Below are 15,672 nucleotides of genomic sequence, written 5' to 3' on the forward strand. Positions count from 1 at the left end.
TTCTTTAATAGCTGAACAAAAGCGCCGGCTCATGTAGCCGGCGTTTGCATTCTGAGCTGAATTTCAGATAGGGTGCGCAAATTCAAGTTCATCATTCGGAATTCATCAATGCTCAAAAACATAAATCCACTGCTGACCGGTTCCCTTCTCGAAGTGCTTGCGGATATGGGGCATGGCGACGATCTGGTTATCGTTGACGCCAATTACCCTGCACAGGCTTCTGGCGTACAGGTGATCGATTTGCCGGGCATCAGCGCAACTGACGTCGCAGAGGCTGTTCTGTCGCTTTTGCCGCTTGATGACTTTGTCGATCTGCCTGCGGCTGTCATGGAGTGCCCTAGCGAGACGCCTGCGATTTTTGGTGAGTTTGAAGCGATCATTGAGAAGGCAGAAGGTCGCAAAATAGCGGTTGATCCGATTGATCGCTTTGCTTTCTATGACCGTGCAAGTGCTTCTTATGCTGTCATCCGTTCGGGTGAAAAGCGCCTTTATGGCAATATCATTTTCAAGAAGGGCGTTATTCGCTCGTAATTGAAACTGAAAAAGCCCCGCCATGCGGGGCTTTTTTTTAATGCTGTTTTACTGCTGAGGCTTTGGGTGATGATGTTCCATCTTGCCCTTGCCACCGTGATGCGGACCCTTTGGGCCGTGGTGGAGTTTCTTGGCCGCGCGCAGTTCATGACGATCAAGCTGACCATCTTCGTTGCGGTCAAGTGCTGCGAATTCCTTCTGGCGCTGCTTCTCAATAGCTTCCAGTGTGATTTTACCGTCACCCTTAACGTCAAGGCGGCGTTCTAAGCGATCTGCTGCACGGCTTACCATGCGCTTGAGGGCAAGCGCTTCGATTTCATCGCGAGACAGAACGCCGTCACCATTGGTATCTGCGGCTTTTAGTTCATCCATGCGGGAGAACTTTTCCAGATCAATTGGTCCGCGCTTGCCTTTGGTTCCATCAGTCTGCGTAATGGAAGTATCCGTCGCCGATTTTCCTGTATTTTCGGTTGCTTTTTCCTGCGCAAAGGCCGCGGTAGAAAGCAATGCTGAGGCGATAACTGCAACATACAAGGTCTTCGATTTCATGGTTCTATAACTCCATCACTCTATACAAGGGCGCCATTGATTGGCGTGTGAGTAATGTCTGCCATTTTAGGTGAACCTGATATGAACAAGCCAATTAATAATTGGTAATGTTAAGCTGCCCGTTTTGCGCGCAATCTTTCTCTGAACATTGAGAAGAGGCCAGCTGCCACAACAATGCTTGCGCCTGTCAGGACGTTCCAGGTTAGCTGTTCGTGGAAGACCAGCACTGCAATCAAAGCGCCCACAACCAGCTGTAGATATGTTAGCGGCTGCACTTCAACGGCTTCAAGAATGTCGTAAGCGCGAATGAGGCAATAGTGGCTCGCAATACCAGTCACGCAGAGCGCCGCCATCCATGGCCAATCGTGTAGAGCGATAGACTCTACATGGAATAGGCCGATCATGGTGAGTACAGCCGCGCCACCAATGCCGGTATAGAAGAAGCTGGTCATTGAAGTGTCGGTTTTGCTGACTGCGCGCGTTGCAATGGCATAAAATGCAAATATGACGGTGGCGCTAATCGGAAACAGCAGTGCCCAGTCAAACTGGACATGGGTCGGGTCGATAATCAGCAGGACGCCAAATAAACCCACGAAAATCGCCACCCAGCGACGCCAGCCAACCTTTTCGCCAAGCAGCGGCACTGAAAGCATTGTGATCAGCAGCGGGGCTGCCTGAAAGATTGACTGCGTCATGGCCATACCGACACGGCTGAGACCGTAAACCAATATGACGATTTCAGCTGCGAGAAGTATTCCGCGCAGAACCTGCAAGACTGGACGTTGTGTCGAAGCTGCGCGCGCAATTCCCCCTGAGCGCGTTGCTACAAGAATCACAAAGGCTGCAAAAACCCAGTAACGCACCATCGTTATAAAGATGGGCGAATAATGTGAACCGAGATACTTCGAAATGCCGTCCTGTGTGGCGAAAATTGTGACAGCGAGAAGTGTGAATGTGTAGCCAAGGCTTTTGGGGGTCATGGGGCACTCATAGTACCACTGCACCAGTTTCGCTATGTCTATTTGTAAGGAATCATTCTTTTAAGCGAACAAAAAATCGACAAAGAATAGGTAGGAATTTTTCGAAAGAGTTTATCCGTTGCCCTTGCTCGGGCATTCGGTAATCAGCGGTAACTCTTTGTAAGAAAGAAGAAAATGGTGGGTGATGTAGGGATCGAACCTACGACCCGCTGATTAAGAGTCAGCTGCTCTACCAACTGAGCTAATCACCCACTCGCTTCTCCGAGGCAGCGGCCCCGGTGAGGTGAGCGGTTCTATAAAGGCCGCTTTTCTTTGTGTCTAGCCTTCAATTGAAAAAAAACGAAAAAAAGTTGAATGAATTTCAAAAGGCCCAGAAATGCTGGGTTTTTCTAAATTACCATTTACGCGTATATCGGGCATATCTGTGATCTGCGCCTTGTGATTGCTGCTTTGATACCGAATCCAAGGAATCAATTTGTTCATGATTCTGTTTTTGAAACATTTTTTCAGTGTGTGGTTGCAACGAAGCGCCTGAATTTCCATATGCATGGAGCTCAAATCACATGCTTTTGTGTATCGTGATGAGGATCGCTTTCGGCTTTTCATGAGCGCGCCGCAAATGTCGCAGTCATGTCATCAATTTTTGATGCTTGTCTGAGATGCTTCGGCATATAAAAGACTTGATAGGCGAATATGATTTTTGCCATTGAGAAGATGCTGCAAGCGTTTGTTACGCGCAGGCAGGCGAGGGGTTCACGCACCGGATTGTCCTCGTTTAAGAAAACCCGAAGCCGCAACCCGTGTTGGGATGCGTTTTCATAATCCGGTTCGCGGCATTTTGAGGACGGAATGGAAAGCATAATCAGCGACCTCGGACAGTTCATCTCCGATCATCGGGCATGGGCCGCTCCTATCGTGGGCGTAATCGCCTTCGGCGAGTCCCTCGCTATTATTGGTATGCTTATTCCAGCGACGCCGATCATGCTCGCGATTGGTGGCCTTGTTGGTGCTGGTATCGTTGAGCCATGGCCAATTATCATTGGTGCGATTATCGGTGCCGTTATCGGTGATATCGTTTCCTATTTGCTTGGCTGGTGGCTTGGTCGCAGCATTATTCACAAATGGCCGCTCAACAAACACCGCACGGGAATCGCGCGCGCACGCTTGCTGTTTCGCCGTTATGGTTTTTCGGCTGTCTTCCTCGGACGCTTCTTTGGTCCGGTGCGCTGCACGGTGCCGATGGTTGCAGGCATGATGTCGATGGATCAGAGGCGATTCCAGACGGCAAACGTTCTTTCTGCTATGGTCTGGGCACCCGTTATGTTTCTGCCGGGCTGGCTCGCTGGTCGTGGAATCGGTGTTTTTGCCAAGATGGATGGCGATCACATGTTCTGGGCCGTCGTCGGAATCACTCTTGTGACGATTGTTGCAACCTTGGTTGGTATGCGCTTTTTCAAGGGCCGTCCGCGTCGTGAGCGTAAGCGCGGCGTTCATGTTTCTCCAGCAGAATAGCATATGGTCTTGCGCGTGAGCCGCGCGTCTGCATAATGCAGCAATCTTTTGCTTATTTAACAACATGGCATTTGAGGGTGAGCAAGCCGCTCCCTTTGTGTCTTTTATAAAGGTTCATCGCGCTTTATGCCCGACGACAGTTCTGACGACCCGTCTTCACGAAGTCCCGCTCCCTTTCAGGGAGCGTCGGACTTAAAAGGCTTTGAGCTTACTCACGCCGTTTGCAATTTCTTCTCGCCGATCCGTGTTTCTACGGTTCGGGAAGAAAACGCATGCGGCGTTTTTACTGTTTCTTCTTCTTTTTGATTTTATAGGAGCCGACACATCATGGATTGGTCCATGGACTGGATTGCCGACCCCAATGCCTGGATAGGTCTGGTAACATTGGTGGTGCTTGAGATCGTTCTCGGCATCGACAATCTCGTTTTTATCGCAATTCTCGCCGATAAACTTCCGCCGCATCAGCGTAATCGCGCGCGTATAATTGGTCTTACACTGGCCTTGGTCATGCGCCTTGCGCTGTTGGCGTCGATCTCATGGATCGTGACGCTGCGCGAACCGCTGATTAGCGTCATGGAGATATCGTTCTCTGGTCGCGACCTTATCATGCTGGTCGGTGGTCTGTTCTTGCTCGCAAAGGGTACAATGGAGTTGCATGAGCGCCTTGAAGGCGCCCATGGCCCAAAGAACTCGCGCGTTGTTCATGCTGTTTTCTGGCAGGTTATTGTTCAGATCGTTGTTCTTGATGCGGTATTCTCGCTCGACAGTGTGATTACAGCTGTTGGCATGGTGCAGCATCTTCCTGTGATGATGATCGCAGTTATCATTGCTGTTGGCGTTATGATGCTTGCATCGCGTCCGCTGATGGACTTTGTGAATAAGCATCCAACGGTTGTTATTCTCTGCCTTGGCTTCCTGATGATGATCGGCTTCAGTCTGGTTGTCGAAGGTTTTGGCTTCCACATTCCGAAGGGCTATCTCTATGCCGCGATCGGCTTCTCGGTATTGATCGAGGCTGCCAACCAGATGGCGCGTAAGAATCGTGAGAAGCTGGTGACAACCAACGATCTGCGTGAGCGCACCGCAGGAGCCGTCTTGCGGCTCCTCGGAGGTCAGCGCGACGACAATCCGCTCTCCGATACAGTTGACGTGATTGCGCAGCAGACGGCATCCAACGACATCTTCCTTCCAGAAGAAAAAGAGATGATCCGTGGCGTTCTCGATCTTGCAGATCGCCCTGTGCGCACCATCATGTCGCCGCGCAATGAGATCGAATGGCTTGATCTCGATGAAGACGAAGCGGAATTGCATCAGGCAATTCGGGAGCTCTCGCATTCGCGTGTCGTTGTGGCGCGCCGTCAGGTTGATGAATTTGTTGGTGTGGCGCTGGTCAAAGACTTGTTGCTTGATATGAGCGATAAGAAGCCAATTGACTGGGACAAAGTGGTCAAGCAGCCGCTCGTGGTTCATGAAAATGCGAATGTCCTGCGTGTCATGGAGCAGTTGCGTGTTTCACCAGTACAGCTTGCTGTCGTGATTGATGAGCATGGCTCGTTTGAAGGTGTGGTTACCCCGACGGACGTGCTTGAAGCCATTGCCGGTGAATTTCCGGACGAAGACGAAGAAGCATCTGTCGCAGAATCAGATGGAAAGGGCGGCTATCTGGTTGATGGCTTCACCGACATTCGTCGTATGAGCAGCATCCTTCAACGCGATCTCGTGGATGACAGTGATCGTTACACGACGCTTGCCGGTTATGTCATTTGGCACCTCGGGCACTTGCCGCTGGGTGGCGAGAGCTTCATTGCTGATGGGTACGAGTTTACGATCCATTCGATGAACGGTCGCCACGTCGAAAAGGTTCATATTCGGCCGGTTGACGATTACGAGGTGTAAAATGGAATAATTTTGCGAGCAACTGAACGGTTGCTCGCAAAATATTTCACCCTGTTAATTCCTATAGAATAAGTGGGATATTGACTTTCTGAGCGAAGCCTTCAAAATTAACACATCGTTCAATGTTGTGGCGAAAACACGGCTTTGAAAAGATGTGCGAATAGGAGGCTCTTATGAACCGCAAATTTCTATTGCTGACTAAAAGCCTGAAAAGCGGCGTACAGGCAGTCATGGCTTCTTTGGAGCAGCCATGGCGCGGTATGAAGCTGAATGCCGAGGAAATTGCGCGGCGACGCCGTAATCGTGTTGAACGCGGCGAGCAAAATTTTCTCTGGTGCTGGCAGCATCGCGGGTTCTGGTAGGTATTAATAGCCGGGAAAAGTTTCGAAAGCCGGAAGCAAAAGCTTCCGGCTTTCTTGTTTTTGTTGCGCGTTTTAAAGACTCTTTGGAAAATTATTCTCCAGCGGATTTTGCTGTTAGGCGGGGTTTCCAAGAATGGTTCTGAAAGTAGTTTATATATTTAAATCAATGATTTAGATTGATTCTTGTCTATCTCTCTGTAGATTTGTTTCCCAATGAAAGTCGATTTATGGGCGCTTTGCGCAAGCAAAGTGAGAAGGGTGCGATCTATGAAGAAAATTATTCTATATGCGGCGGTGGCTCTTGGTTTGGGCGCGGTCCCAGTGCAGGCGCAGCAGCCGACAGAAATTCTCAACGTTTCCTACGACATTGCGCGTGAGCTTTACGAGCAGGTCAACAAGGCATTCGTCGCTGATTGGAAAGCTAAGAACGGCGAAGACCTCACCGTCAATCAGTCTCATGCCGGTTCCTCCAAGCAGGCCCGTTCTATCCTCGAAGGCTTGGAAGCTGATGTTGTAACCTTCAATCAGGTAACAGATGTTCAGGTTCTGCATGACAAGGGTGATCTGATCCCGGCTGACTGGCAGAAGCGTTTGCCGAATAATTCATCGCCATATTATTCGTTCCCGGCTTTCCTTGTGCGTGAAGGCAATCCAAAGGGCATCAAGAATTGGGACGATTTGGCGCGTGAAGACGTGAAGGTTGTGTTCCCGAACCCTAAGACTTCGGGCAATGCACGCTATACTTATCTTGCAGCGACTGCCTACGCGAATGAAGCCTTCAAGGGCGACCAGGACAAGGTTCACGAATTTATCGGCAAGATTTTCAAGAACGTTCCAGTGTTTGACACCGGCGGTCGTGGTGCAACGACAACCTTTGCTGAACGCGGCATCGGTGATGTTCTTGTGACGTTTGAAGCGGAAACCCGTGGAACTGAAAAGGTTCTTGGCGCCGACAAATATGATGTCGTGGTTCCTGAAGTGAGCTTGCTCGCGGAGTTTCCGGTAACGGTTGTTGATAAGGTCGTCGACAAGCGTGGTTCGCGCAAGATTGCTGAAGCTTATCTGGATTATCTTTATTCGCCGGAAGGTCAGGAAATTCTCGCGCAGAATTTCAACCGTGTTCACGACAAGGATGTGATTGCGAAGCACAAGGATATCTATCCTGATGTTCGTCTTGTGACTGTTGAAGATGCTTTTGGTGGTTGGGACAAGGTGCAGAAAGATCATTTCGCCGAAGGTGGCGTGCTTGATAAGCTGTTCACTGCTAAGTAAACAAAACTACCCGGCGGGGACATTCGATCCCCGCCTTTCTTTTGGAAAATCTAAAGTGCATCCCGAAAAGTGTGAAACGGTTTTCGGAGTAAGATGCGCGTAAAACTAGATAGAGCATTTCAAATGCCTCAAACTATATTGGAAATGCTCTCGTGTCGCTTCTGAGCATGAAACGCAATTCGGTGCTGCCGGGGTTCGGGCTGACCCTCGGCTGCACTTTGCTTTATCTGGCGGTGATTGTTGCCTTGCCGCTACTGGCAATGATCCTGAAAACTGCAAGCCTTGGCTGGAGTGATTTTTGGCGTATCGTCACCTCAGAACGCGCTTTGGCAACATTTCGCATTACGATTAGTGCAGCAGCGGTAGCTACCGTCTTCAATGGTCTGTTTGGTTTGCTGTTGGCATGGGTTTTGTCGCGTTATCAGTTTCCGGGCAAGCGGCTGATCGATGCCGCTGTTGATTTGCCATTTGCACTGCCGACAGCAATTGCGGGTCTGGCACTGGTGACGCTGTTTGCGCCCAATGGCTGGTTTGGAAGATATCTTGAGCCGATTGGTATCAAGGTTGCCTATGCACCTATCGGCATCATGGTTGCGATGTTTTTCACCAGCATTCCCTTTGTCATTCGCACGGTGCAGCCGGTGTTGGAAGATATGAGCGCTGATGTTGAAGAGGCTGCACGCAGCCTTGGTGCAAAGCCGTGGCAGATTTTCTCGCACATCATCTGGCCGACGATCTTTCCAGCATTCCTTGCGGGTGCTTCGCTATCTTTCGCACGTAGTCTTGGCGAGTTTGGCTCGATTGTTTTCATTTCCGGCAATCTGCCTTTTGAAACGGAAGTGACCTCGCTTTTGGTCTTCATCCGGCTCGATGAATATGATTATCCGGCAGCGGCTGCTTTGGCTTTTGTCATGCTGTTGATGGCTTTCTTCATGCTTCTTGTGACCAATCTTATTCAGGCAAGGCAGCTTCGTTATGCAGAGCGCTAGTGTTCAGGCGCGCAATGCGCCCGGTCCCGTCCGTAATCTGCTGATTGGCCTTGCAGCTATTCTTTCCGCGATCTGTATTGGCGCGCCGCTGGCAATTATCTTCTCCTATGCGTTCAGCAAAGGCGTCGGTGTCTTCTTCAGCGAAATCCTGAAGCCCGATACTCTGCATGCGGTCTGGCTCACGATCATGACGGCGATTGTCGTTGTGCCAATCAATATGGCCTTCGGCGTTTGTGTGGCATGGCTTGTTACGAAGTTTCGTTTTCCGGGACGCAGGCTTCTGATTACCTTTGTCGAAATTCCATTCTCGGTGTCACCGATTGTAGCGGGTGTTACCTATCTCTTCTTATATGGCTCTCAGGGACTGCTCGGCCCGTTGCTTGAGAGTTATGACATCAAGATCATGTTCACGGTTCCGGCGATCTTTCTGGTGAGTCTGTTCGTGACATCACCCTTTGTCGCGCGCGAGCTTATTCCGCTGATGGAAGTGCAGGGCAGCGATGAGGAAGAGGCTGCTCTGACGCTTGGAGCGAATGCCTGGCAGACGTTTTTCTATGTCACACTGCCAAACATCAAATGGGCGCTGCTTTACGGTGCTGTGCTTTGTAATGCGCGTGTGATGGGTGAGTTTGGAGCTGTATCTGTCGTATCGGGCGCTATTCGTGGAAAAACCAATACGCTGCCTTTGCAGGTCGAGCTGCTGTTTAATGATTATAACGTAGCAGGCGCATTTGCTGCCGCTTCGACTTTGGCTGGCATTGCGCTTTTGACACTGGTCTTAAAAATCTGGCTTGAGCGCAAACAGCATAGCTAAAGCGCATCCCGAAAAGTGTTAAGCGGTTTTCGGCGAAGATGCGCTTATGAAAAATGAAACCGCCCGGCTTCAAGAAAGCGGGCGGTTCGCGGTCACGCTGCTTGGGAGAGCGTGTGTGTTATTGGTTCTCTTTGTAGCGACGAGGCGAGGATCACGCCTTCCGGCCAATGCGTGAAGCCACTGGCCACATTGATATGTCCAGCATGGCCAATATCAACAAAGCCAGAACCCCAGACATTGGCGATAGCTTCGGCCTTGGCGAAGCTCATATATTCGTCATCGCGGCTGGCGACGACAATCGACGGAAACGCCAGTTCATGACGTGGTAAAGGTGCGAAGCTCGCAAAACGACTGTCGCGGCGCGACATGGTTTCAACGTCTGCCGGAGCGACCAGAAGCGCGCCAGCAACGTGTGCCGCAGCTGGACGGCTTGGGAGATGCGAAACAAGAATACAACCAAGACTATGGGCAACCAGAACTGCACCGGGATTTTCGGCGAGTTTGGCTTCAAGCGCGTGCATCCAGTCGGATAGCACCGGATAGTGCCAGTCGTCTTGTTCGACGAGCACTGCTGACGGATCGTCATGCAACCATTGGCGCTGCCAGTGGCCTGCTTCCGATCCCTTATAACCGGGGATGATCAATGTCGCAGGCATGCGTTAGTTCCTCTTGGAAAATGCCTTGGGAGGCTGTTTTTGCTCTGCATTGGGAGGTTATGCGAAGCAATTTCCAAGATAAGGGCTATTTCATATCATTTTAAGGAAAATAAATTCAATTAGAGGCGGGAGTGTAAAAAATAATCCCACCTCTGCAATCCTATTTCTTTTGCTTATCGTTCCAGCGAAGCACGAATTGCGATTTTTCGAAAACGAGTACGACAATCAACGACATTGCAAATGGAATGAGAAGATAGAGCAGACGGAAAACGATGAGAGCCGCCAGAACATCGGCTGGGTTCATATCCGGCAAGCCAGTGAGGAACACGAGTTCAAGTACACCGAGGCCGCCCGGCGCGTGTGAAATAAGCGCGGCTGAGAATGATACCAGAAAGATGCCAAGAATGATCAGGAAGCCCGGATTTCCGGCTTCCGGGAGTGCGAAATAGATAATTCCAGCCGCACCAATTAGCTCCAGTGGAGCGACGATAAGCTGCTGTGTGACCACAGGCAGACGCGGATATTCCAGACGAAACTTGCCGATCTGCAAAGGTCGAAGCTGTAGCCAGCTGCCAAAGACATAAAGCAAGACAAACGCCAGCATAACCAACGCGATAATGATCGAAATGGTCGGTGTCAGTTCTTCATTGAAGCGCATCAGAATATGCGGCTCCAGTAGCAGAACGATACTAGAAGTGATGATCACGCCCAGAATGAATGTGAAGGAGCAGAAGGCAATCAGGACAGCGATTTCACTGCCCGGCATGCCCTGTGAGGAATAGGCGCGGTAACGAACCACAGCACCCGATACGACCGATGCGCCGATATTGTGCGACAAGGCGTAGGTTGTGAACGAGCAAAGGGCGATGAAGAGCCAGGATATTTTGCGACGCAGGTGAAGAAGTGCGATGCGATCATATCCAGCGAGCGAGCTATAAGCGAGAAGGGCAGCTGCTGCAGACAGAAGCCAGTGATGCGCGCGAATTGCGTAAAGACTATCCAGAACGTCGTCGAGAGAAATGCTACGCAGTTCCCGATAAAGAAGCCAAACAGATATAGCGACTGCACAAAGGCCAATGATTGGCCAGATATAATCCTTGAACTTCATTAACTGGCCACCGCACGTTCAATTCGCATTAAATTCCCCTTTGACATCCGCCCCGGACTTTGCGTGTATCGTGGAAACGCTCGTAATCCGTTCTTCCTTGTTTATCGCCTTTTCCATTGCTGCGGCGATTTCTGCTTCGCCGAGAATGACAGAGTCTGCACCGAGATCGTGCAGATATTGAGCTTCAGCTTGCGAACAGGCACGCACAACAATACGCACATTTGGATTCGCCTGCCTTGCAAGACTTGTGATGCGTCCTGCCTCAAAAGCGTTCGGAATTGCAATCACAACATTTTGGGCAAAAGATGGATTCGCCGTATCCCATATTTCAGCATCCGAGCCATTGCCCGCAATAGCTTCAATGCCGATTTCTTTCAATCTGAAATAAATCTTTGGCGAATCTTCGACAACAAGGAACGGAATGTGATTTTCCTGAAGACTTGCTGCCACGCGACGGCCAATCTGACCATATCCGACAATCACCGTATGATCCCTGAGCTTGCTTTGCGGTAGTCGTGCAGGTTCAGAAATCCTGACGTCTGCCTCCGTGCTATCGCTATCGGATGGCTGAATGCCGAGGCGTTTTTCGATCCGTGGTCGCAGACGTTCTGCTACAATGAACATAACTGGATTGAGGAAGATCGACAGGATAGCGCCAGCAAGGATCAGGTCGCGTCCCTCTGGTGGCAGAAGATTAAGCCCAACGCCGAGCCCTGCAAGAATGAACGAAAATTCGCCTATCTGCGCTAGGCTTGCGGAAATGGTGAGCGCTGTTCCGACAGGACGTTTGAATGCGCGAACGATAAAGAATGCGGCAACCGACTTGCCCACGAGTATGATGGCAAGCGTTGCAATGAGGGGCAGGGGATCACTGATGAGGCTCATCGGATCAAACAACATGCCCACGGATATGAAGAAGAGCACTGCGAAAGCATCGCGTAGTGGCAGAGATTCTTCTGCTGCGCGATGGCTGAGTTCAGATTCACTCATCACCATGCCAGCGAAGAACGCACCGAGCGCGAAGGATACGCCAAACAGATGCGCTGCGCCAAAGGCGACGCCGAGTGCAATCGCCAAAACGCCTAAGCGGAACAATTCGCGCGAGCCGGTTTGAACGATGACGTTCAAAAGCCATGGGATCACTTTGCGTCCCACAACCAGCATGAGCGCTATGAAGACGACAACTTTGGCAATCGTCAGCAGAATAATGCCGCCAATGCCAAGGCCCAGCCATTGAGCGATGGGGTCGCTTGTCGCGGCATGACCAGCTTCACTGCCAATACTTGCAAGGGCTGGCAGAAGCACCAGCGCCATGACCATGGCGAGATCTTCCACAATCAGCCAGCCGATCGCAATGCGACCGCGCTCTGTATCGATGAGGCGCATATCCTGCATTGCGCGCAGGAGGACGACGGTACTTGCCGTTGAAAGTGCGAGACCAAAAACCAGACCGGCTTTTACATCCCAGCCGAGCGCTAAGCCAAGCGCGGTGCCGAGTGCTGCAGCTGTCGCAATCTGCGCCAGCGCGCCGGGAACGGCGATAGCTTTAACGGAAAGAAGGTCTTTGAGAGAGAAGTGCAGGCCGACGCCGAACATCAGCAGAATAACACCGATTTCGGCCAGCTGCAGGATCAGGTCCTGATCAGCAACGAAACCCGGTGTATGCGGGCCAGCAATGACGCCTGCGAGAAGATAGCCAACGAGAGGAGAGATTTTTAGTCGGGTGGCGATAGTGCCGAAGATGAATGCCAGACACAGACCGATGACGATTGTCGCAATCAGAGGCGTGTCATGGGGCATAGCGGGGCCTTCCCGATTTCAATCATGCAAAGTTTTATGGAAGAAGCCGGGCATGGCGAAAACCATGCCCGGCAATGAGTTTACTTCTGTGTTGAAGTGCCGTTTTCAAGAACAGCCTGATGTGCTTCCTGACGGTGCTGCCACCAGTTGCCAAGCAGAAGCAGGATCGGTGCTGCAATGAAGATCGACGAGGTTGTTGCGATAAAGATACCGAACAGCATTGGCACGGCAAAATTATGCACAGCACTTCCGCCCCAGATTGCCATTGGCAGCAAGCAGAGGAACGTCGTCACAGAGGTGTAGATACAGCGGATAAGAACCTGATTGATACTCATATCCACGATCTCACGCAGCGGCTTTGATTTATAAAGACGCATGTTTTCGCGCATGCGGTCATAAACCACGACCTTATCGTTTACCGAGTAACCGATAGCGGTCAGAAGTGCTGCAATGGCCGTCAGGTTGAAGTCGAGCTGTAGCAGCGCGAAGAAACCAACCATCTTGGTGGTATCGAGAATGAGTGTGATGATCGCGCCAACCGCGAAGAACCACTCAAATCGCCACCAAAGATAGATGAGCATACCAAGTGCTGAAAGTACGACGGCGATGAAGCCAGAGCGCGCGAGTTCGCCCGAGACTTTTGGTCCAACGACTTCAACACGTTCGATCTTTGCGCCAGCGTCGATTGCGGCAATCGATTCACGCATCTTGTTAACGGCAACGGTTTGCGCTTCTTCGCCACCATCCTGACGCTGAATGCGGATCAGAACATCATTTGGACCGCCAGCGGACTGAAGAGCGACTTCACCAAGTCCAAGAGCGCCAAGCTTTTCACGCAATTGCGCGAGATCGGCTGGCTGTGACGTGGTGACTTCTGCCTGAATACCGCCCTTGAAGTCGATGCCGTAATTCAGGCCCGGCTTGAAGAACAGGCCAATCGAAGCAAGCGACAGCACGATGGACACGGCAATACCAAGGAAGCGTGCATTCATGAAGCGGAAGTTTGGATTTTCCGGTGCGATCTTCATGAAAGGCTTGATGATAAGCACCTTGAGCTTACGCGTGCGGACATACCAAGCCATCGCCATGCGAACGAGTGTTACGTCAGTAAACATCGAAATGACGATACCGAGCATCATGGCGACAGCAAAGCCGCGTACAGGGCCAGTGCCGAACATGAAGAGAAGAAGAGTCGAAATCAGCGAGGTGACGTTCGAGTCAACAATGGTTGCAAAGGCTGCATGGAAGCCTTTATCGAGCGCTGCCATAGCGCCAAGGCCTTTGCGGGTTTCTTCTCGAATACGTTCGTTGATCAGAATATTCGCGTCAACCGCGATACCAATACCCAGAATAATACCTGCAATACCGGGCAATGTCAGTGTTGCTCCGATAAGACTGAGGGCTGAGAAGGTGAGGACGGTATGTAGCAGAAGCGCTACGTTGGCAATAAGACCCCAAACGCCATAAAGTAGCTGGATAAAGACCGCGACGAGGATAAACCCTGCAATACCGGTGACCAGACCCATCTTAATAGCGTCGCCGCCAAGGTCAGGTCCAACAGTACGTTCTTCAATCACGGTCAGCGGAGCAGGCAAGGCACCAGCGCGGAGCAGTGCAGAAAGTACAACACTGTCCTGAACTGTAAAGCTGCCGGTGATCTGGCCAGAACCGCCTGTAATCGGTTCATTGATACGTGGCGCGGTCAGCACTTTGCCGTCGAGGACGATAGCGAAGGGACGGCCTGTATTTTTGGTCGTAATATCTGCAAACTGACGTGCACCAAGGCTATCGAAACGGAACGAAACGATTGGCTCATTGGTGCGCTGATCAAATCCTGCACGCGCATCGGTCAGGCGTTCACCCGAAAGAGCAATCTGATCTTCAACCGGATATTTGATGTTTGGATCTTTAGAATCCGGCAGGATGCTGACACCCGGAGGCGGTGCGTCATTTGGATTGGCATCAGCTACCATGTGGAAGCTCATCTTCGCGGTGCTGCCCAGAAGCTGGCGAAGATGTGCTGGGTCTTGAAGACCTGGAAGCTGAACAACGATGCGGTCAGAGCCAACACGCTGGATTGATGGTTCGGCAACACCGACCTGATCAACGCGCTGACGAATGATTTCAAGGCTCTGTTGAAGGGCTGCATCAAGGCGGTATGTAAAGCCAGCTTGTGTCAGCGTCAGACGAATCTGATTGTCACTGCTGGTTACATCAATGTCGTTGATCGCCGTGCCGAAGCCAGTCGTGTTAACCTGAGAGATCAGGGTTTTAAGCGCTGTATCGGCTTTCGCGCGCTGATCGGCATCCGGGATCGTTACAATAACGGAGTCGCCAACTGCTCGGATAGACTGAGGCTGAATGCGTTCAGCACGCAGTTTTCCACGCGCATCATCAAGCAGCGCGCGCATACGGTCACTCTTGAGGCTCGTTGCATCCACTTCGAGAACGAGGTAGGAGCCGCCACTCAGATCAAGACCTAGTGTAACCTGTCGTTTTGGGAACCACGAAGGCATTGCTTCGAGTTGCGTTTTTGTAAAGAAATTGGGCAAGGCAATGATGATACCGATCAGAACGATCAGTCCATAAAGCACAGCGACCCATTTAGAAGTACGCATGAGTTGAAATTCCGGCTATTGAGTGCTTATAAGTTTGCAATAAAAACAAACGCTTATCGCACATTTTTTCGTAATTGATTCAGGGTTGGCCGAAGCCGCCTTTAAAAGAAGGTTTCACGCCATCGCTGGCGGTGCGCGTGCAGAAACAAAACTGCTTTGCGAAAGCCGCAAAAAATGTGGGCTTGTGGCGGTTTCGACAGGTTGCCCATCGTAAACGACAATCTCGCTGGCGAGAGTTGCGATCCCATCGCCATTCCCGTGAGGATAAGCTGCCTTGATTTTAGCTGCAATCGCATCTGTCAGGACAGCACGCATCGGCTGGGTTGCCGGTGTGGATTGCTGACGGGGGGGAAGTGCAGGTGCGTTATCGACCTGCTGCGCAGCCATTTTTCCGGGGAGCGAACGGTTCACTTCGCCGCCAAGTGCAGAAAGGTCAATCGCGAACAGAAAGGCGGCGAACGACAGAACGCACGTCACAACCAGCATGAAACCATGCTGATGATAACGATCAGTGCGCTGATCTGCGTTGTTCATGCCTTTAATCAAAACGCCCGAACTTTCTTCGACAGTCTTTCCGTAGAAATA

The 15,672-nt window shown here is 51.1% G+C and carries 15 protein-coding genes and 1 tRNA gene; 7 read left to right on the forward strand and 9 right to left on the reverse strand.

Annotation, left to right across the window (positions count from 1 at the left end; all coding sequences use genetic code 11):
- Positions 1-108 precede the first annotated feature (108 nt).
- Positions 109-531, forward strand: coding sequence for an RbsD/FucU family protein (locus J2782_RS01780; RefSeq protein WP_250038909.1), 423 nt, complete (start codon positions 109-111; stop codon positions 529-531).
- A 48-nt stretch (positions 532-579) separates the two neighbouring features.
- Here J2782_RS01780 and J2782_RS01785 read toward each other — a convergent pair whose 3' ends face one another.
- The 4 genes from J2782_RS01785 to J2782_RS01800 all read right to left on the reverse strand — a co-directional run bounded on the left by J2782_RS01785 (position 580) and on the right by J2782_RS01800 (position 2,920).
- A complete protein-coding gene (locus J2782_RS01785) occupies positions 580-1,080 on the reverse strand; it encodes an EF-hand domain-containing protein (RefSeq protein WP_310009887.1) in 501 nt (166 codons plus the stop codon).
- Positions 1,081-1,190: 110 nt separating this feature from the next.
- The gene (locus J2782_RS01790) at positions 1,191-2,060 is read right to left on the reverse strand and encodes a DMT family transporter (protein ID WP_310009888.1); all 870 of its coding nucleotides are present in this window, start codon (positions 2,058-2,060) and stop codon (positions 1,191-1,193) included.
- 175 nt (positions 2,061-2,235) lie between these two features.
- Positions 2,236-2,311, reverse strand: a tRNA-Lys gene (locus J2782_RS01795).
- A gap of 351 nt (positions 2,312-2,662) precedes the next feature.
- Entirely contained in the window at positions 2,663-2,920 is a 258-nt protein-coding gene (locus J2782_RS01800; RefSeq protein WP_310009889.1) for a hypothetical protein, read from the reverse strand.
- Between J2782_RS01800 and J2782_RS01805 the strand changes: the two genes are divergently transcribed.
- The 6 genes from J2782_RS01805 to cysW all read left to right on the forward strand — a co-directional run bounded on the left by J2782_RS01805 (position 2,910) and on the right by cysW (position 8,905).
- Complete coding sequence (locus tag J2782_RS01805) at positions 2,910-3,572, forward strand: DedA family protein (RefSeq protein WP_310009890.1); 663 nt, start codon at positions 2,910-2,912, stop codon at positions 3,570-3,572. The genes J2782_RS01800 and J2782_RS01805 overlap by 11 nt on opposite strands.
- 327 nt (positions 3,573-3,899) lie before the next feature.
- Positions 3,900-5,468, forward strand: coding sequence for a TerC family protein (locus J2782_RS01810; protein WP_310009891.1), 1,569 nt, complete (start codon positions 3,900-3,902; stop codon positions 5,466-5,468).
- Positions 5,469-5,641: 173 nt separating this feature from the next.
- Positions 5,642-5,830, forward strand: a complete 189-nt coding sequence (locus J2782_RS01815) for a hypothetical protein (RefSeq protein ID WP_310011131.1) — start codon at positions 5,642-5,644, stop codon at positions 5,828-5,830.
- 267 nt (positions 5,831-6,097) lie between these two features.
- Positions 6,098-7,102: a thiosulfate ABC transporter substrate-binding protein CysP gene (gene cysP, locus J2782_RS01820; RefSeq protein ID WP_250038915.1), complete on the forward strand. Its 1,005-nt coding sequence runs from the start codon at positions 6,098-6,100 to the stop codon at positions 7,100-7,102.
- A 167-nt stretch (positions 7,103-7,269) separates the two neighbouring features.
- A complete protein-coding gene (gene cysT / locus J2782_RS01825; protein ID WP_250038985.1) occupies positions 7,270-8,091 on the forward strand; it encodes a sulfate ABC transporter permease subunit CysT in 822 nt (273 codons plus the stop codon).
- Positions 8,078-8,905 carry a sulfate ABC transporter permease subunit CysW gene (gene cysW / locus J2782_RS01830; protein ID WP_310009892.1) on the forward strand — a complete coding sequence of 276 codons (828 nt, stop codon included), beginning with the start codon at positions 8,078-8,080 and terminating at the stop codon, positions 8,903-8,905. The genes cysT and cysW overlap by 14 nt, the downstream gene beginning before the upstream one ends.
- Before the next feature lie 92 nt (positions 8,906-8,997).
- Here the strand turns inward: cysW and J2782_RS01835 are convergent, their stop codons facing one another.
- The 5 genes from J2782_RS01835 to J2782_RS01855 form a co-directional block, all read right to left on the reverse strand.
- Positions 8,998-9,561, reverse strand: coding sequence for an alpha/beta hydrolase (locus J2782_RS01835; RefSeq protein ID WP_310009893.1), 564 nt, complete (start codon positions 9,559-9,561; stop codon positions 8,998-9,000).
- Positions 9,562-9,721: 160 nt separating this feature from the next.
- Positions 9,722-10,669, reverse strand: coding sequence for a lysylphosphatidylglycerol synthase domain-containing protein (locus J2782_RS01840; protein WP_250038918.1), 948 nt, complete (start codon positions 10,667-10,669; stop codon positions 9,722-9,724).
- Positions 10,670-10,687: 18 nt separating this feature from the next.
- Complete coding sequence (gene ybaL / locus J2782_RS01845) at positions 10,688-12,469, reverse strand: YbaL family putative K(+) efflux transporter (protein ID WP_404989587.1); 1,782 nt, start codon at positions 12,467-12,469, stop codon at positions 10,688-10,690.
- An 80-nt stretch (positions 12,470-12,549) separates the two neighbouring features.
- Positions 12,550-15,087, reverse strand: a complete 2,538-nt coding sequence (gene secD, locus J2782_RS01850; RefSeq protein WP_310009894.1) for a protein translocase subunit SecD — start codon at positions 15,085-15,087, stop codon at positions 12,550-12,552.
- 114 nt (positions 15,088-15,201) lie between these two features.
- Positions 15,202-15,621 carry a hypothetical protein gene (locus J2782_RS01855; protein WP_310009895.1) on the reverse strand — a complete coding sequence of 140 codons (420 nt, stop codon included), beginning with the start codon at positions 15,619-15,621 and terminating at the stop codon, positions 15,202-15,204.
- Between the last annotated feature and the right edge of the window lie 51 nt (positions 15,622-15,672).

Origin of the sequence: Brucella pseudogrignonensis (assembly GCF_031454375.1) — a bacterium.
Taxonomy (GTDB): Bacteria; Pseudomonadota; Alphaproteobacteria; order Rhizobiales; family Rhizobiaceae; genus Brucella; species Brucella pseudogrignonensis_A.